18 protein-coding genes are annotated in these 17,891 nt (G+C 51.6%); 10 read left to right on the top strand and 8 right to left on the bottom strand.

All coding sequences use genetic code 11. From position 1 onward, the window contains the following. Positions 1–184 precede the first annotated feature (184 nt). From AC3RCL_RS24595 to AC3RCL_RS24585, 3 genes are all read left to right on the top strand, one after another. The gene (locus AC3RCL_RS24595; RefSeq protein WP_015737027.1) at positions 185–1,210 is read left to right on the top strand and encodes a leucine-rich repeat domain-containing protein; all 1,026 of its coding nucleotides are present in this window, start codon (positions 185–187) and stop codon (positions 1,208–1,210) included. Between the two features lie 908 nt (positions 1,211–2,118). Beyond that, positions 2,119–2,736: a DUF2975 domain-containing protein gene (locus tag AC3RCL_RS24590; RefSeq protein WP_015737026.1), complete on the top strand. Its 618-nt coding sequence runs from the start codon at positions 2,119–2,121 to the stop codon at positions 2,734–2,736. A gap of 18 nt (positions 2,737–2,754) precedes the next feature. After that, on the top strand, positions 2,755–2,985 hold the full coding sequence (locus AC3RCL_RS24585) for a helix-turn-helix domain-containing protein (RefSeq protein ID WP_009595835.1): 231 nt from the start codon (positions 2,755–2,757) through the stop codon (positions 2,983–2,985). A 285-nt stretch (positions 2,986–3,270) separates the two neighbouring features. Here AC3RCL_RS24585 and AC3RCL_RS24580 read toward each other — a convergent pair whose 3' ends face one another. From AC3RCL_RS24580 to AC3RCL_RS24560, 5 genes are all read right to left on the bottom strand, one after another. Beyond that, positions 3,271–4,107, bottom strand: a complete 837-nt coding sequence (locus AC3RCL_RS24580; protein ID WP_015737025.1) for a sulfurtransferase — start codon at positions 4,105–4,107, stop codon at positions 3,271–3,273. Positions 4,108–4,274: 167 nt separating this feature from the next. Next, complete coding sequence (locus tag AC3RCL_RS24575) at positions 4,275–6,482, bottom strand: acyltransferase family protein (RefSeq protein WP_492532557.1); 2,208 nt, start codon at positions 6,480–6,482, stop codon at positions 4,275–4,277. Further along, complete coding sequence (locus AC3RCL_RS24570) at positions 6,466–6,603, bottom strand: hypothetical protein (protein ID WP_009595812.1); 138 nt, start codon at positions 6,601–6,603, stop codon at positions 6,466–6,468. The genes AC3RCL_RS24575 and AC3RCL_RS24570 overlap by 17 nt, the downstream gene beginning before the upstream one ends. Positions 6,604–6,937: 334 nt before the next feature. After that, positions 6,938–8,098: a sporulation protein YhbH gene (gene yhbH, locus AC3RCL_RS24565; protein WP_009595852.1), complete on the bottom strand. Its 1,161-nt coding sequence runs from the start codon at positions 8,096–8,098 to the stop codon at positions 6,938–6,940. 165 nt (positions 8,099–8,263) lie between these two features. Next, complete coding sequence (locus AC3RCL_RS24560; RefSeq protein WP_492532555.1) at positions 8,264–8,686, bottom strand: hypothetical protein; 423 nt, start codon at positions 8,684–8,686, stop codon at positions 8,264–8,266. A gap of 210 nt (positions 8,687–8,896) precedes the next feature. Between AC3RCL_RS24560 and AC3RCL_RS24555 the strand changes: the two genes are divergently transcribed. Beyond that, positions 8,897–9,274, top strand: a complete 378-nt coding sequence (locus AC3RCL_RS24555) for a DUF423 domain-containing protein (protein WP_015737022.1) — start codon at positions 8,897–8,899, stop codon at positions 9,272–9,274. A 79-nt stretch (positions 9,275–9,353) separates the two neighbouring features. On the opposite strand, the gene AC3RCL_RS24550 is transcribed toward AC3RCL_RS24555, so the two are convergent. Then, on the bottom strand, positions 9,354–9,893 hold the full coding sequence (locus AC3RCL_RS24550; protein ID WP_235201615.1) for a hypothetical protein: 540 nt from the start codon (positions 9,891–9,893) through the stop codon (positions 9,354–9,356). A gap of 233 nt (positions 9,894–10,126) precedes the next feature. Between AC3RCL_RS24550 and AC3RCL_RS24545 the strand changes: the two genes are divergently transcribed. Continuing rightward, positions 10,127–10,429, top strand: a complete 303-nt coding sequence (locus tag AC3RCL_RS24545) for a YunC family protein (RefSeq protein WP_009595810.1) — start codon at positions 10,127–10,129, stop codon at positions 10,427–10,429. Between the two features lie 189 nt (positions 10,430–10,618). On the opposite strand, the gene mtnA is transcribed toward AC3RCL_RS24545, so the two are convergent. Together mtnA and mtnK are read right to left on the bottom strand one after the other, a co-directional pair. Then, positions 10,619–11,698, bottom strand: coding sequence for an S-methyl-5-thioribose-1-phosphate isomerase (gene mtnA / locus AC3RCL_RS24540; RefSeq protein ID WP_251498124.1), 1,080 nt, complete (start codon positions 11,696–11,698; stop codon positions 10,619–10,621). Continuing rightward, positions 11,695–12,918, bottom strand: a complete 1,224-nt coding sequence (gene mtnK / locus AC3RCL_RS24535) for an S-methyl-5-thioribose kinase (RefSeq protein ID WP_492532551.1) — start codon at positions 12,916–12,918, stop codon at positions 11,695–11,697. The genes mtnA and mtnK overlap by 4 nt, the downstream gene beginning before the upstream one ends. Positions 12,919–13,227: 309 nt before the next feature. Here mtnK and AC3RCL_RS24530 point away from each other — a divergent pair, with 309 nt between their 5' ends. From AC3RCL_RS24530 to sufU, 5 genes are all read left to right on the top strand, one after another. After that, the gene (locus AC3RCL_RS24530) at positions 13,228–13,704 is read left to right on the top strand and encodes a Dps family protein (protein ID WP_009595811.1); all 477 of its coding nucleotides are present in this window, start codon (positions 13,228–13,230) and stop codon (positions 13,702–13,704) included. Positions 13,705–14,141: 437 nt separating this feature from the next. Beyond that, positions 14,142–14,924 (top strand): Fe-S cluster assembly ATPase SufC, encoded by a 783-nt coding sequence (gene sufC, locus AC3RCL_RS24525; protein ID WP_015737018.1) that lies wholly within the window; start codon positions 14,142–14,144, stop codon positions 14,922–14,924. Between the two features lie 22 nt (positions 14,925–14,946). After that, positions 14,947–16,251 (top strand): Fe-S cluster assembly protein SufD, encoded by a 1,305-nt coding sequence (gene sufD, locus AC3RCL_RS24520; protein ID WP_492532548.1) that lies wholly within the window; start codon positions 14,947–14,949, stop codon positions 16,249–16,251. Beyond that, positions 16,248–17,468, top strand: a complete 1,221-nt coding sequence (locus AC3RCL_RS24515) for a cysteine desulfurase (protein ID WP_492532546.1) — start codon at positions 16,248–16,250, stop codon at positions 17,466–17,468. Before sufD ends, AC3RCL_RS24515 begins: the two co-directional genes overlap by 4 nt. Further along, positions 17,458–17,877: a Fe-S cluster assembly sulfur transfer protein SufU gene (gene sufU, locus AC3RCL_RS24510; protein ID WP_015737015.1), complete on the top strand. Its 420-nt coding sequence runs from the start codon at positions 17,458–17,460 to the stop codon at positions 17,875–17,877. The genes AC3RCL_RS24515 and sufU overlap by 11 nt, the downstream gene beginning before the upstream one ends. The last annotated feature ends 14 nt before the right edge of the window (positions 17,878–17,891 follow it).

Below are 17,891 nucleotides of genomic sequence, written 5' to 3'. Positions count from 1 at the left end.
GACGCTTATGATCTAGTAGAGTTTTTAGAATTGGATTGAAGCTGTCCTCTTCGTCAACACGAAGAAGGACGACTTCTTCTCTTCTGTTGAAGTGGAAGATTTCCCCATATTTTGGTACTATATTAACTAGATTTAAGGCGGAGTGGAGGCTCCCGGATCAGTTCAAAGAATGGAGGCGAACGAAATGAGCGAGCCGTGGGCTGCATCGATGAGCGGTGCTCCCTGGAGCACGGACAAAATGCATAGTGCCGTTAAGCAGCTGAGAAACCGTGCAACCATCGGTTTTGTTGTCGGGGCAGACGATCCGGAAGATCTGCTGAAGCTGGACGAGCAGGTGTTTTCCAAGCGTCCGGACTTGATTCTGCATATTTATCATGCAGAAGCGAACGGAAGATATACCGATGAATTTCTGAAGACGCTCGCGGGATTGAAGTTTGTTGCTGCTTTACATTTGGATCTGAAACAGCGGCAGGATTTAACTAGGCTGGGCGCGATGGATCGAATGGAGTTTCTTAAGCTGCGCTCGCCCAAAACGCAAAGCATCGATTTTATCCGCAATTATAAGTTTCTAAAATACCTGGAACTCAGCGGTAAATTCGATGATCTAGCGCCGATTGCCGACTGCATTCGCCTGGATACGCTGGTCCTGAACTGCTCCATCGATCAACTGGATTTTGTCGCGGATTTCCCCTTGATGAAGTATTTGGCCCTAGACAGCTGTACCGTGAACGGTTCGCTTAACGTGTTGGCGGAATCGAATGTAAGCATGCTGAGGTTGTCCTCCGTCCGCAACCTGGTGAATATTGATGACCTGGCGGCATTGGATCATCTGGCCTTTCTGCACTTGTCGCTGCCGAAAGTCGAGCGCTTGTGCGATTTCTCGCATATGCGTAATCTTCGGCAGCTTGAACTGGATTACATGAAATCCTTGCAGGAGATCGGGAACCTGTGGACTGCGGACCGGTTGGAGGTTCTAATGCTGAAGGAGATTTCTACAAGGATCAAGGCGGAAGCCTTGGGCGGCTTAACAACAATGGAGTGCCTGCGCCAGCTCGACTTCCGGTTTATCGATTCCGGCAAGGGCCGAATTGCTGCTCTCCGCAAGCGGATGGCGGAAGCGGGCAAAGAGTCTCTGCTCTACGAGAATATCCCTGAGGAGAACCGGATACGCTCGATGGCTCTTGAGCATCTGTCAGGAATTTTAATGTAGGAAAGAATGCAGATGTACAACAAAATAATGAGAAGCCCGCTACCCTAGCGGGCTTTTCCCGATTTCAACCTAGTGATTCCGTCCCGGTCGCCACCGGGTTCTCCTCATAACTGATCCAATCGCTCCAGCTTGCGATCATGGCAGAAAGTGCCTACACAACAGGCCATGCGAGTTACGTAGGGGCATTGGTCCCAGAGCCGTCTTGGACCCAAACAGCCACATTGCTACGAGTGGTCTCCCTTTTGTAACCTTGCCAGAATACACCGCAAAGAGAGAGGACCTTCATGCAGCATCAGTCACATTAGCTATCCAAACAAGATTATGTCGGGGAATACACCGTATAAGCTATACCTGACCCGACAGACGTATCGCGACCAACAGCATCAACCTCTTGATATACACAGCATCACATCCACAATGTCCACATCTGCCCATGTACCTCGGGGCACTCTTCAGTTCCTCGCCAGCAAGCACCTCAGAAGACCATAAATAAGGATAAAAGCGAGATCAGCACTGCCATGGGTGTGACACGGGTACACAGTACCACGCCACATCTAGCAGTGTATGTAGGTGAGCGCGCGTGATTAACGTCTAGACAAAACGTGTGTAGGTGAAACTGATGTATCCACTATCGTTACCTCTTGTTTATACGGTGTGCGCAGGAATCTATGCCTCAAGGTTAGTTTCATTGGGACATGCTGTCCACTTGAACCCACTGTACCGGTAATTGCTTCGGTAATTCGATCTTCCACTTTGTCTAAGAAGTTTGGCGCTATACGATCCGTGCACGCCTTACCATCATAAAGAAGTTTATTTTTGAATTTAATGTTTATCATTAAATAATTATTGTTTTTCGTAAATGAATCAAGTAGTATATATTGTAAGTTCACATGAAAAGGAGATTGCGCATGAACGGAATTGAATTCAAAGCCAAACCTGGCTTCAAAAGAATGCACACTGCGCTTAAGATCGGATACTGGGGAGGAATCGGGCTGTTCATTGCAATCGTCTGTTTCAATCTATGGATCGGATTAAAGCCCCAGGAGCTGTTCTCTGCAGAGAAGGGAATCGCGCACTGGTTCTTTTCAGTACCGTTATCGGATACGGTGACGAAGAGCGTCATGGTGCCTTTCACTTATTTTCAACCGATCAATCCCGACATGTTCGATGCCAAGAACGCTTATCTGGTCGTCAGCTTGACCCAGGCCATGCTTGTACTCTTTGCTTACATCTACTCGATTTGCCAGATTCGCTATATAATAGGTAGCATACTTAGCGGAAGCAGCCCGTTTAGCCTGGCGAATGCCACCCGTCTGAGAAGGCTGGGAATCGTCGTTATCCTGTATTCTTTGCTGGCGAAGCTCGTTCTCAACATTCTGATCTGCCTGTTCGTTACTCGTATCTTCTCAATCAATCTGGGCGGTATCTCTTTAATCGGAATTATCATCGGCATATTAGTGCTGTTCGTCTCCGAGATTTTCAAATACGGCGCTTTTCTGCAGGAAGAGCATGATTCGATTTTATGAGAATGGAGACTGATGATAGTGCCGATTATTATACGTCTGGACCGAGTTCTGGCCGACAAAAAAATGAAATTGAATGACCTGGCCGACAAGGTAGGGATCTCGAACGTCAATCTGTCCAATCTGAAAACGGGGAAAGTGAAGGCGATCCGGTTCTCTACCTTGGAAGCGATCTGCGAAATTCTAGACTGTCAGCCGGGAGACATTCTGGAATTTGTTCCGGCCGATAGCGACAGCTGTGAAATTGATTGAAGGTGCCTATTCTTTTTGGCAAGCTCTCATGGGACTTTTTGTTGATCGAAAGTTGATTACTTTTGTCTGTTGTTGGCTCAGTGGGAGCCTTCGGGCTCCCTTTCTGCTATGTAAAGCATGTCAAGGCGACTACTTCATGGGAGGTATGCTCAAACAAAGTACACATGGATCAACCCTTCTTGTTGACTCCACGTTGACTCGGAATATCTCAGAGCATTGTGTACCGAGGGTACACCACCCTAGCCCCAACAAAAAGAACCCGCGCAGAGCGCGGGTTCTTGCAGGTTATTCTTCTCCGGTCGCCACCGGGTTCTCCTCATAACTGATCCAATCGCTCCAGCTGCCCGCGTACAGCTTTACGTTGCCGTACCCGGCTTCCTCCAGGGCTAGCACGTTCGGACAAGCGGTGACGCCGGAGCCGCAGTATACAATGATCTCGGCATCTTGCGGGATGTCCGAGAAATGCTCGCGGATCGATTCCGCATCCTTCCAATGTCCGGAATCATCTAGGACGCCTTTCCAGAAATAGTTCACAGCACCCGGAATATGCCCGGCTTTGGTGTCCATAGGCTCCTCCAATCCGGCATATCTGCGCGGCTCGCGGGAATCGATGAGCGTTTTGCTTCCCTGCTGCGAAGCCTTGCGTACTTCATCGACGCGGACCAGTTTATCCGGCTTAAGGTTGATGCCATATGTAACCGGAATGACGACCGGCTGTTCGTCCGTTACCGGATACGAAGCGTTCTTCCAAGCCGTAAACCCTTCATCCAATACATAAGCCTGCTCGTGGCCGGTATATTTCAGCAGCCACCATAGTCGGCTGGCCATGGCTCCGCCCTGGTCGTCGTAGATCACGACGCGGCTGCTGCTTTGAATGCCGGACTGGCCAAGACGTTGTGCAAGGTGATCCAGGTCGGGCAGGGGATGGCGACCGCCATGCTCGGTAATGGGGGAGGAGAGGTCCTTCTCCAGGTCGAGGTAAACCGCCCGCGGAATATGCGATTCCTCGTATAAGGCTCGGCCGCTTTCCGGCTTGCCGAGGGCAAAACGGCAGTCAACGATGACCAGATCCGGTTCATAGAGTCTAGCCAGCAGCCATTTCATTGTCACGATATTGTTCATATGAGGACACCGCCTTCTATTAAGAAATGATGAGATTAAGTATCCGAATTATATCATATTGCTGCTTGCGAATACGTATATAACTAAAAAGTCGACCTGTCTCATAGAATGATGAGATCAGGCCGACGATATGAGAATGAATGATGGCAAGAATCAGGACAATCCGTTTATTTCTTGATGGCTTGAAGCAGCATGGATGTGTAGGCCTCGGCACCTTCCGGCTCCAGATGGACGCCGTCGGACCGGAAGTATTCCGGATGATCCTTACTGGCCGAATACCAATCCACCAGCGTAACTTTCGGGTTCCGTTCGGCTGCTTTGGCGAGCATGACGTTAACGTTCTGTTCCCAATCGCGCGGAACGCGCGTATTGATAAGCAGAATCTGTTTGGCCGAATTCAGAGGGCCCAGCAGGGAATCGAGATCCTTTTGCGAGAAGGCCCCGTTGGTTCCGAGCCCGATGATGACAATACCGCCGTCAATCCGATTTTGGGATTTCAGGGCCGGAATCAGCTCATCGGCCTGGCGCATTTGGCGGCCAATCACCGCATCAATGTGAATGCCGGGCAGCGATTTTTCGAGATAAGGGGAGACCCCGAGCATAACCGAATCCCCGATGGCCGTGATGGCGGACTTGGTTACCGGTGGCTGCTCCGGCTTCGTCGTCGGCTTGGCAGGATCGTTCTTGCCGCCGGGAGTTCCGCTAGCCGGGTCCTTGGATGGATCCGGCTTATCGACCTGATCCCCATTCGGCTCGCCAGTCTTATCGTCATCCGGTTGATCCGGAATCGGTTTCCCGGAGTCGGCTTTATCCATAGGATCGCTTTCTCCGCCGATTTGCTTGTCTTGGACGTCTTGGTTGTTCTCTGCCGCTGGGTCCGGCACTTCGTTCTCATCAGCACCGGCGTCGTTATTTCCAGAGTCCGTCGCTCCATCCGAAAGCGGAGCCTTAGCCCCTTCATCCCTAGAATTCGGCTCCTTCACCGTATCCGGTTGTTTCGATGGCTCTTCGGCAGGAGGCGCTGCGTTGTCTCCGTTCGTGCCGACCGGTTGCGGCGGTTCGGCCGTAGCAGACTCGGTGCTTGGAGTCTGAGCCGCTTCCTCCGGAGCAGGGTCATCGATGTTCAGCATGGCAGCGATATCGCCCACCGTTCTTGCAGAGGACACGCTGCTCATCATCCCCGAACAGAATATGCCGATCAGCATAAGAGAGCTCAGGGACACGATCCAGCCTCTTAACGAAATCGAAGCCGGGCGGCGGCGAAGCGAGCGGGCTTTAAGCCATAATTTTTTAAGCCCGCCATGCCGTATCGGTTCTTCGACATACTTCCAGGATAGCGCGGCCAGCAGAACGCTTGCGGTGATTTGCAGCGCAGTCTGAAGCAAACTGAGATCGCTAGCGCCGGAATCAGGCGAGGTCAGGATCATGACCGGGTAATGCCATAAGTAGATGCCATAGGAACGAACGCCGATCCACAGCAGCGGCTTCCAGCTTAACAAGCGGCTGATGGAAGCCGCAGGGTGGGCCAGCACCGCTATGAGCACGGCAGCAGCCAAGGAAAAGAGGAACATGCCTCCTTGATACAGGAATGCGTCGTAACGTTCCACCTGCCACATCATGTAGAGAATGATAAGCATTGCCGCGGCGCCCGTCATGTTGAGTTTATAGCGGATGCCTCTTGAAGCGCGGGAGGACAGCTTCCAGCTGGGCCATACGATGGCCAGCCCCGCTCCGATCAGCAGGCCGAACGCCCGGGTATCCGTACCGTAGTAAACCCGGCTCGGATCGTCGCCCGGCTGATAGATCACGGCCATGAGGAGCGCGGAAATCGCGGCACCGGCGGCAATGAACGCAAAGAGCTGCCCTCGGCGGGGAAACAGCTTGAGCGCCGCCAGCATGATAACCGGCCACAGCAGGTAGAACTGTTCTTCCACTGCTAGCGACCAGAAATGCCCCAGCGGAGAAGGCGGGCCAAATGATTCAAAATAGGATTGCTGCTGAAAAATAAACTGCCAGTTGCTTATGTACGTAACCGCTCCAAGCACTTCGCTTCGAAGCGTAGCCAATCTTGACCGGTCGAACAGCGTTACCCATACCACAAGGATGAACAGCATGAGCAGCATCGCCGGCAGGAGACGCCGGAATCTCCGTATCCAAAAATCCTTGAGATCAATCCGTCTATGATGATGCCATTGCGAAGCCAAAATATCCGTAATGAGGTAACCGGACAATACGAAGAATAAACTTACCCCCAGAAACCCGCCGCCTGCAAAGCCAAAATTCCAGTGGTATCCCATCACACCGATCAATGCGAGGGCCCGCAGTCCATCAAGACCGGGCATGTAACGTGAGTGGGGTTTATCGGATATCGGCACGGAAGATCACTCCTCTCGAGGGATCTGCGCTCATGCCGCCCTGTAACAGCCGCTGCGATAATATGTAGGACATATTCTCAAACGTCTGGGTGCTGGATAGTCGATGTGTCATTTGGAACATGGTAAACCTTCCCTTTCCTTTATAGGAGGATATTTCATATGCAGGAGACCTTATCGAATCCTGTAATATCCTGCAACAAGATGTCATAGCTAATACTACCATCCTTGGAAAAACAGAAGGTGACAAAAAAATGAACCTACGGCTACATTGTGATGTCAATAATAAGACAGATTTTTCATTTGAAATGACAAGCCGTTATGCTTGACATATCCATTATTCGGCAACGGGCTGTTAGCCGTATCGCAGGAGGCCATAAGAAAGAGGAGGTCCCTGCCTCCTCCAGTGTCCAGGTCATCCGATATTTATTTTTTTCTTTCACTTATCAACTTTAAAATCAGGTAGCGGCTCCTTGCCGTTTCCGAAAAAAGGTCTTGAGCGCCTCGTACACTTCCCCTTTGTCCTTTATGACATGGTACATGAATTGGTCCAGCTTGATATTTTTATACGCCGACATCAGCGTGCTGCTGCGATTGTATTGATTGACCTCGCCGTAACCGAACATGTTGCTCACCTTCAGCAGCTCCCCGATGAGTTTGACGCAGCGTTCATTATCGGATGTGAGATTATCGCCGTCCGAGAAATGGAAGGGATAGATGTTGTATTTGGAAGGAGGGTACCGGTGATGAATGATATCCAGCGCCTTCTGATACGCGGATGAACATATCGTACCCCCGCTTTCGCCGCGCGTGAAGAACTCCTCTTCGGTCACTTCCTTCGCTTCGGTATGGTGGGCGATAAACACGATTTCCACCTTCTCGTACTGCTTGCGGAGGAAACGGGTCATCCAGAAGAAAAAGCTGCGCGCGCAGTATTTCTCGAAGGAACCCATGGAACCGGAAGTGTCCATCATGGCGATGATGACCGCATTGGATTCCGGTATGACGGTGTCGTCCCAGGTTTTGTAGCGCAGGTCGTCCGGACTGATGCCGTGGATGCCGGGCTTGCCGTCCCTCGCATTGCGGCGCAGATTCTCCAGGATGGTGCGTTTCTTATCGATGTTGGACATGATGCCTTTTTTGCGGATGTCGTTGAACACGATGGACTCCGTCTCGATCTGCTCTTTATCCTTGGGCTGCAGCAGCGGGAGCTCCAGCTCCTCAAACAGCATATTCTCCAGCTCTTCCAGGCTGACCTCGGTTTCCACAATATCCTGTCCCGCCTGGTCACCGGCCGATTCTCCTTTTCCGGGCTGGGCCGCTGAAGGGTCGCGTCCAAGGACGTCCCCAACCTGACTGTCACCGTCGCCTTGACCGACATGCTTTTGCTTCTGGTAATTGTAGATGAAACGGTATTCGTCAAGGCTTCGGATCGGAACTTTAATGATCTGCTTTCCGTCGGACAAAATAATGTTTTCCTCAGTAATAAGGTCGGGCAGGTTGCGTTTGATCACTTCGCGGATTTTATGCTGGTGACGTACCTGATCCTGATAGCCTTTGCGGTGCAGCGACCAGTCTTCACGGGATACGACAAACGACAGAGCGTCTTCATTTTGCACGGACAGTCACCTCCCAAGTGTAGCCTTGACACGGTTGCCGTCTTTTCGGCTGTAGTATCTCATTATATTCGGGAGAAAGAGCGATATGTGAGTGTGAATCCGTGTTTGCCATGAAAAAGACACTTAACCTGAAATGGATCAGGCAAGTGTCCTGGTACGTAATCCTTATGCGCTTAATACGAATAGGAAAAGGGCGCCGATGGTGACGATGACTACGCCGTTCACGATGGTGGCAATGACGGCGACGGCACGCTTGCGCGTATTAGAGAAGCAGCCGACAATGCCAAGCGCCAGGCCGACGATATTGATGATCATCACGAGAATGAAAACGGCCGCCAGCGTGGTCATCGCTTCAAGCGTTTCCTGCGTCGGCTCCAGGATCGGCCCGTTTTCCGTCATGTAAGGTTCAATCATCGTGGTGCCGAGCGCGCCGAGCAGAATATAACCAAGCAGCGTCACGATCGACAGAATGAATGATGCAATGCCGAAGCGGGAGTTCTTTCTGTCCTCGGGAGGAATGAAGGTGGTTTTTGGTTGCTTGGGCGAATCTTGCCCCTCGGATGGGGAGGAAGGTGATTGTTGATCCATGTACATAATCGCTCCTAACTTGAGATTCATTCTTAATGGGTCCATGCGGTTTCGAAATAAAAGACATCCTTATTAATCTTTCACAAAATGGCCCTGAAATCAAGTCCAAAGCGCTTGCACGCCGGTGGAAAAGCGTACGCGAATCCGTTAAACTTAACATGATTACATATGGACACGGGTGTCCGCTGACAAAAAGGGGTTGAAAAAAACATGAGTCGTGCTTTCATCGCATGGGGCTCGATCCTGATGGCATTGTCCGTCGCCATTGGAGCATTCGGCGCCCATATGCTGGAGGATATCATTTCGCCGGACGAGCTTGCCACCTATGAAACGGGCGTCCACTATCATATGATTCACGGACTGGCGGTCCTGATTACGGGGATTGTGGCCAAGGTGCTGGGCGAATCCCGGAAGCTGTTTTGGGCGGGGGCTTTATTCATCGCGGGAACCGTTATTTTTTCCGGCAGTCTCTACGTGTTAAGTATATCCGGCATCAAATGGCTGGGGGCGATTACGCCGATCGGCGGCGTATCCTTTATCGCAGGCTGGCTGATCCTGATGTCCTCGGCGCTGTCCCGTAAAAACTAGCACTCAAAAAAAACGGCTTCACCGATCCCTGATAAAGGGCGGTGATGCCGTTTTTACATACCTATGGTATGCTGCCGACTCAGCTCACGCTGAACTCGTCGATTTCATTGAGTTTGAAGGTATATACCTGCTTCTCATCGACATGATAGACGTTGACCAGGAAATTGCTTTCGTCATAGTTGAGTATGCGGCAGGGGAGACTTGTCTGCTTACCATGGCGGTTGGTTGTCAGGCGAACAAGGCGATTGTCCTTACTGTATACTTTAATCCATTCAAAGGGATCATTTCCGGCGAGTGGAGTTTGGACAGGAGGTGCGCTTGCAGCGATCTTTTTTTCCGGCGAGGATATCGCAGGCGGAGCAGGTTTCTCATGCTGAGTCGTGGAAGAAGCCATCTTCCGGGAGGCATTGCTAATAACGGAATCTTTCTTGGCTTGGACCAAGGTGTTGATAATTTCTCCAAGTTCCATTCCGGACTTAATCCGGAAATCGACGACTTCGGCCTTGTCGTTCAGCATTTCCAGCAAATATTGCAAAGCCAGTGCGTTGGAGGGACTCTTGACCAGAATATCAACGTTGAATAAAAAGCCGTTATCATCGGTGACAGGAATTGTGTTCATAGCTTTTATCATTCACCAGCTTTCACAGGTTTTCTTCTGAATCAAATATACCATAATTTTCGAATTTTCATAGTCCTAATGTCACGGATATTTCATTTTTATTCTATTAAATCGAGAGACGTTCGCACCATAAACATAAGGCGCCCTTGCGCAATATCAGAGACATTCGCACCATGTCGGTTCAAAGAGAATAAACATAATTCTAAGCCGATGTGAGGGGAGGTTTGTTTATATTGGTGACTTTACTGCCGATCGAGATTGAAGGACATACCGTTATGGGCGTCGAGGTCAAACTTCCGAAAACAACGCTGCTGGCTGTATACACTTCCCGCGGTTATATTATGTGCGGTGCCCTCGATGTGGGCCTACTAAACGAACAGCTTGCAGACCGCAAGATTATTGCCGGGAGAGCCGTTGGGGTTCGCACATTGGAGCAGCTGCTGGAGGCACCGCTGGAATCGGTAACCTTGGAGGCGGAGAAGTGGGGCATTCATCCCGGCCTCGCCGGCAAGGATGCGATCCTGCGGATGATCTGAGCCCAGCAGGCTTAAGCGGTACAAGAGTGATTCCGGTGCGGATCGCTCTTTTTTTAATGAGATAAGCGATGCTTTTGCTCAGCTTCACAGGGAAAAAATGCGCCGAAATGCCATCAAAGAGAACAAACGGACAATCGGCGGGGGCCTTTTGTCCGTTTGTTCGTTGATGGCGTGAAATCTTGCAGCGACTTACTCGAACAAGCTTTTCAAGCTCTCTTCGTAAGGTGCTTGCACGACGCCTTTTTCCGTTATGATCGCCGTCACGTATTCGTTCGGCGTAATGTCGAAGGCAGGGTTGTACACTTTAACGCCTTGCGGCGCGGTGCGCTTGCCGAAACCTTCCGTGATTTCTTCCGCCGGCCGCTCCTCGATCGGAATATCGGCACCCGTCTTCGTATTCAGGTCGATCGTGGACAACGGGCACGCCACATAAAAAGGTATGCCATGGGCTTTCGCCAGAACCGCGACCCCATACGTACCGATTTTGTTGGCGACATCTCCGTTTGCGGCTACGCGATCCGTACCGACGATAACCGCTTGTATCCAACCTTTGGACATGACCATGGCGGCCATGTTGTCAGCCAGCAGCGTGACGTCGATGCCGGCCTGCTGGAGTTCAAAGGCGGTTAGGCGGGCACCTTGCAGAACGGGTCTCGTCTCATCCGCGAACACCTTGATGTTCAGGCCCTGCTCATGGGCCAGATACATTGGCGCCAGGGCGGTCCCGTATTTGGCGGTCGCCAATCCCCCCGCATTGCAGTGGGTGAGCACGCCCATGCCGTCCCGGAAGAACGGCAGCGCGTTCTCGCCGATGCGGCGGCATACATCCTCGTCCTCGGCCCGGATGGCCTCGGCTTCGGCGAGCAGCGCCGCGTTCAGACCGGCCGTGTCGAGATCCGAAGCCGCCAGCTTCTCGGCTGCAAGCTTGATGCGGTCCAGCGCCCAGAACAGATTGACGGCCGTCGGTCTGGACGTTGCGAGATAAGCGCAGGTTTTTGCGACTTGCTGAAGCCAATCCTCGCGACCATCGGCTTCCACCTGCATTCCCCCGAGAACGGCGCCGAATGCTGCCGCGATGCCGATCGCCGGTGCGCCGCGGACTTTCATGGAGTGAATCCCTTCCCAGACTTCCTCTGGTGTATAGAGCTTAAGATAGACGATCTCTTCCGGGAGCAAGCGCTGATCCAGAAGGACCAGATGGTCTCCTCCCCAGTAAACCGAGCTTAGCGGTTCATAGGTGCTGGTATTGCCGGTAGTCATACCGCTCATATCGATACCTCATTTCCTTTGGATGCTTGCGTGATCAAGTTCAGTATGTCCTCGAAGGACTTGATGCTGCGGTGATGGCGCACGAGATTTTTGCCGATGGCGAGCGCTTTGCGCTGTGCGGTCTCTCTGGCCTTATCGTCCGCTATGGTATCGATGTCCGCAACATGGGACAATCCGACGATGCGCCGAATCATTTTGCAGCCCGCGAATCCTGCGGCATCCTTCAAAATCTGCGACACATAATGGTCCTGATAGCCTGGCGTGCGGGACATCTCGTCCAAGAGATCAGCGTTCCACAGCGAGCGGAAGTTGTTCTCGAAGTGGTTCCAAACGCCGCTCGCCATCTCGAGGAGTCGGGCTTCCCGGGCGGCCAGCGTCTGCTCGTCCCCGCTCCAGCCCGGCTGTGCCGCGTAGTTGAGCAGGAGGTTGCCGATCACCGCGCCGATATCGAATCCCATCGGGCCGAAATAAGCGAATTCCGGATCGATCACCTTGGTGGATTCCGGCGTGACGAAGATGCTGCCTGTATGCAGATCCCCGTGGAGCAGAGCTTGCGCATGGGTCAGAAACTTATGGCGCAGCAGCGCGACTTCGAAGTGAAGCGGCAGGTCGGCGCGAAGGGCTTCCGCTTCACCGGCAATGCTCTGTTCATAGTTGTTGTTGGCGGATTCGCGGTATGGATCCTCAAAGATTAAGTCCTCGGTAATTTTGCATAGATCCGGATTAACGAAACGGCCGGCAAGTTCCTTCTTCTTCTGCTGGTTCATGCCCAGATCCGACGTATAGAACAGGGTTCTGGCCAAAAACCGGCCGATATGCTCCGCGAACTTCGGATAGGCGATGCCTTCGATAAGGCCTTTGCGCATGATGGTGTATTCGCTTAAGTCTTCCATCACGGTGTAGGCGAGCTCATCCGAATAGCCGTATACTTTTGGCACGAGGTCAGGGCACAGGGAGTACTCCGTCTCCAGGGCGAGACGCTCGATGCGCGCGCGGTCGAGAGACAGCGGCCAGGATTCGCCTACGACTTTTGCATAAGGAACAGCTTGCTTGATAATGATACTATCAGCCGTATTTTTGGCGGTGACATGAAACACCAGATTGAGATTGCCGTCGCCGATTTCGCGGCATTCGAGTTCGGCATGGTCCGGGAACCGGCCCGGTATACTTTTAGCTAATTGTATCGCTTCGTCCGCGTTCAGCGGATGATATGCAGACATGGATGGTCACCCCCAAATATAATAGAAGAAAAACAAAGCCAACTTTTTTGCTTGGTATTACCTAGTATAACGTTTTTTCGCGAATTTTGTATAATTTTTTGGCAAGTCTCAAGGTTAGCCGAACCTGATTCGCTTCGCAGTCCTGAGGGTAAACTACAAATAGACGCCCAAGCACAGGATGTACTCATATATTAATGAAGGAATAGCATTAGCAGATGGTTCCAGTTACAATGGGGATACACCGATCTGCCGAATATTCCTTTGACGCAGTACAGGGTGCATTTCATATAGAAAAGGAAGGGATAAACCATGGCAAAAACTACATCTGGCAAAGCTGCAGGAAAAACGAAAAACGCAAGTCTGGAGCAATTGCTCAATCAGCAGGTTGCGAACTTCAACGTGCTCTACGTCAAGCTTCACAACTATCACTGGTATGTAACCGGAGAGCAGTTCTACTCCCTTCATGTTAAATTCGAAGAGCTGTATGACGAAATCACGCTTAAAATGGATGAGGTTGCGGAACGCCTGCTTTCGATCAAAGGCAAGCCGGCTGCAACGATGAAAGAATATCTGGAGCTTGCGACCGTTCAGGAGGCCTCCGGCAACGAGGATACCCGCGGCATGGTACAGGCCTTGGTCGAGGACTTTGCTACCGTGTCCGAGGAATTGGCGGAAGGCATCGAAATGGCCGAGGAAGCCGGAGATGCGCCGACAGCGGACATGTTCACCGGGTTCAAGGCCGATCTCGAGAAGCATATGTGGATGCTGCGTTCTTACCTTGGATAAAGCGTGATTCCAATAGAATGATTCCCAATTCATTCCGTATATTCGCTGCAGCTGAGACTCGTTAACGAGTCCTTATAGCTCTTGGTGCCCCCGACACCGTCTGACGACGCGCGGTTGACGCCGTTGCCTAGATGCCGTGACCGACACGGGGAGCCTCAGCATATACGGCGGATGAAAAGGGCAGAATGAAACAGGCTTGGCCGGTTAATCGGCCAAGCCTGTTTTTAATGGTTACAGTTGTCCGAATGTTGTCTCCAAAAGGCTTGTCCGGTTGAAATACGTCATTTTTTATTATAAAATGGCTTGAGAATCATTGATAATCAGTTTAGAATGATTATAAATAAAGAATCACTTTTTATTTTATGAAATCAGGGCGTACAATCCTGTTATCATATGGGACAACAAATACACTACCTATTCAACGGAGGGAATCTAATATGTCAACCAAGTTTGTCATTGAAGGATTGAAAGCAACAATCGAAGGCAAGGAGATCCTGAAGGGGATCAACCTTGAGATGAAGGGCGGAGAAGTTCATGCCATCATGGGACCAAACGGAACGGGTAAAAGTACGTTGGCTTCCGCGTTGATGGGTCATCCTAAATATGAAGTAACCGAAGGTAAAGTATTCCTCGACGATGAAGACGTGCTGGAGATGGAAGTAGACGAGCGCGCACGCGCAGGTCTGTTCCTGGCCATGCAATATCCGAGCGAAATCGCCGGCGTGACGAACTCCGATTTCCTGCGCAGCTCCATCAATGCACGCCGCGGCGAAGGCAACGAGATTTCCCTGATCAAGTTCATTCGTCAAATGGAAGGCAAAATGAAAGAGCTCGAGATGAATCCCGAGTTTGCTCACCGTTACCTGAACGAAGGCTTCTCCGGCGGTGAGAAGAAGCGTAATGAAATTCTGCAAATGATGATGCTGGATCCGAAAATCGTCGTGCTTGACGAAATCGACTCCGGTCTGGATATCGATGCTTTGAGAATCGTGGCGAACGGTGTAAATGCCATGAAGTCCGAAGAGCGCGGTTTCTTGATCATTACCCACTACCAGCGTTTGCTTAACTATATCACGCCAGATTACGTTCACGTTATGATGCAAGGGCGCATCGTGAAATCCGGCGGCCCTGAGCTGGCTGAGCGTCTGGAAGCGGAAGGTTACGACTGGATCAAGGAAGAGCTGGGCATTACCGATGAAACTGTAGGTCAAGACGCGTAAATAGACGGGAGGAGGAAACGATATGACTACACAAACCATTCTTCCGGTCAACGCTGAGGCTCTGAAGGCATTGTCCGAAAGTAAACAGGAGCCGGCCTGGCTTACAGACAGCCGTCTGGCAGCCCTGGAACTGGCCGGCCAGTTGGAACTGCCCAAGCTGGAGAAACAACGCATCGAGCGTTGGAACATCCACAGCTACGGTGAATATAAAGAGAGCAATAAACTCGCTTCCCTTGACGAATTGCCTGAGCATGTGGCCAAACTTGTCGAAGGTTCAAGGGAAGGCGGACTGGTTATTCAACGCAACTCCGGAACGGTATATACAAGTCTGGCTTCGGAACTTGCTGCCAAAGGCGTGATTTTTACGGATTTGGAAACAGCCGTGAGAAAGCATGAGGATCTGGTTAAACCTTACCTGCACCAAGCGCTTAAGAATGACGAGCACGCACTGGCTGCTCTCCATGCTGCGGTTTGGAACGGCGGAGTCTTTCTTTATGTTCCTAAGAATGTTGAGGTTGATGTTCCGCTTCAAGCGGTTATGCTGACTGATGATGCCGAAGCGACCTTCGCTCCGCACGTGCTGATTGTAGCCGAAGCTAACAGCCAAATCACATATGTAGACAACTATGTATCGGATTCTCTGGCTGCGCCGGTAACACATAACGGAGCGGTAGAGATCTTTGCCGAAAATGGTGCGAAAGTTCGTTATGCTTCCGTTCACCAGTTGACTGTAGAAACAACGGATGTTACGTTCCGCCGTGCAGTACTCGACAATGATGCTTCGATTGAATGGATCGTTGGCGAGATGAACGATGGCGATACAGCCAGCGATACCATGAGTATTCTGAAGGGCAACGGTTCGACATCCGATGCGAAAGTCATTGCTGTAGGTTCCGGGTCCCAAAAGATCAACTACACAACGCAAGCGAAGCATTATGGTAAGAGCTCTGCTTCCCAGATGATTACGCGTGCAGTTATGCGTGAAGAAGCACAAGCCATCATCAACGGCATTACCAAGATCGAGAAGGGTGCCACGAAGGCGGACGGACAGCAGACCGAACGCGTTCTGATGCTCAGCCCGAAAGCCCGCGGCGACGCGAACCCGATTCTGTTGATCGATGAGGACGACGTAACGGCCGGTCACGCAGCGTCCGTAGGACAAGTGAACCGGGAGCAAATTTACTACCTGATGTCCCGCGGCATCTCCCGTTCCGTTGCAGAATCCCTGATAATTTACGGCTTCTTGGCTCCGGTTGTCAGCGAAATTCCGCTCGAGGGACTTCGCGACCAGCTGCAGGGGCTCGTTGAAAGGAAGCTGGGACAATGATCGCCTCCGTCCGTGAGCAATTTCCCATTCTTCACCAGGAGATCAACGGACATCCTCTGGTATATCTCGACAATGCCGCGACATCGCAAAAGCCGCAGGTGGTCATAGATGCCGTCAAGCGGTACTACGAATGGGAGAACTCCAATGTGCACCGCGGAGTTCATACGCTCGGGAGCCGTGCTACCGATGCTTATGAAGGAGCCAGGGAGAAGGTTGCCCGTTTCATAAATGCCGAGAGTTCGGAGCAGATTATATTCACCCGCGGAACGACGACGGCCCTGAATCTGGTGGCTTCATCCTACGCACGCTCCGTTTGCGGTCCTGGGGATGAAATCGTCCTGACGGAAATGGAGCATCACAGCAATCTCATTCCGTGGCAGCAGGCGGCCATCGCCGTCGGCGCTACGCTGAAATATATTCCTCTGCAGCCTGACGGCACGATCCGTGTCGAAGATGTAGAGGAACTGGTTACCGAACGGACCAAAGTCGTAGCCATCGCATACGTGTCCAACGTCATGGGCGTCGTGCATCCCGTTAAACAAATCGCGGAAATCGCGCATCGGCACGGTGCCGTTATCGTGGTGGACGGGGCGCAAAGCACGCCGCACATGAAAGTGGACGTTCAGGACCTGGACTGCGATTTCTACGCTTTGTCCGGACACAAGATGTGTGCTCCAACAGGTATCGGCGCATTATACGGCAAGAAGGCGCTGCTGGAATCAATGGAGCCGATCGAATTCGGCGGAGAGATGATCAATGACGTCGGGTTGTACGAATCGAACTGGAAGGAGCTCCCTTGGAAGTTTGAGGGCGGCACGCCCATCATTGCAGGAGCTGTCGGACTTGGCGCCGCGATCGATTTCCTGGAGGAAATCGGAATGGACGCCATCGAACGGCATGAGGCTCAGCTTGCGAACTACGCCATGGACCGGATCTCCGAGATCGAAGGCATCTCCATTTACGGTCCCCATAAGCGTAAAGTGGGCCTTATCACATTCAATCTTGGAGACGTTCATCCGCATGACGTGGCAACCGTTCTGGATGCCCAGGGGATTGCGATTCGTGCAGGACATCATTGCTGTCAACCGCTTATGCGTTGGTTAAAAGTATCTTCCACGGCACGCGCGAGCTTTTATCTGTATAATACAGAAGAGGACGTTGATCGATTAGTTAGCGCCTTAATCCAGACAAAGGAGTATTTTGGCGATGCAACTTGACGATTTGTACAGACGTGTCATCATGGATCATTATAAGAACCCCCGCAATCGCGGCAAGTTTGAAGAAGATGCGGTAACCATCGATTTGAACAATCCGACTTGCGGAGATCGCATTTCCTTGCAGCTTAAGGTAGAGAACGGCGTGGTCGCCGATGCCAAATATACGGGGGAAGGCTGCTCCATCAGCATGTCTTCCGCTTCGATGATGACGGACGCCGTAAAAGGAAGAACGCTGGACGAAGCCATCAGTTTGGCGGACCGCTTTTCTTCCCTTATGAAAGGCGATGAAGTGGATTTTGACGAGTACGAGGATATTGAAGCCCTATCCGGTGTTAACAAGTTTCCTGCACGCATTAAATGCGCAACACTTGCTTGGAACGCACTCCGAAAAGGAATTGACGCGAAGTAAGCGAATGAACAGAT

The organism is Paenibacillus sp. MT86, from assembly GCF_058792535.1.
This window is presented reverse-complemented; position numbering and strand designations above follow the sequence as displayed.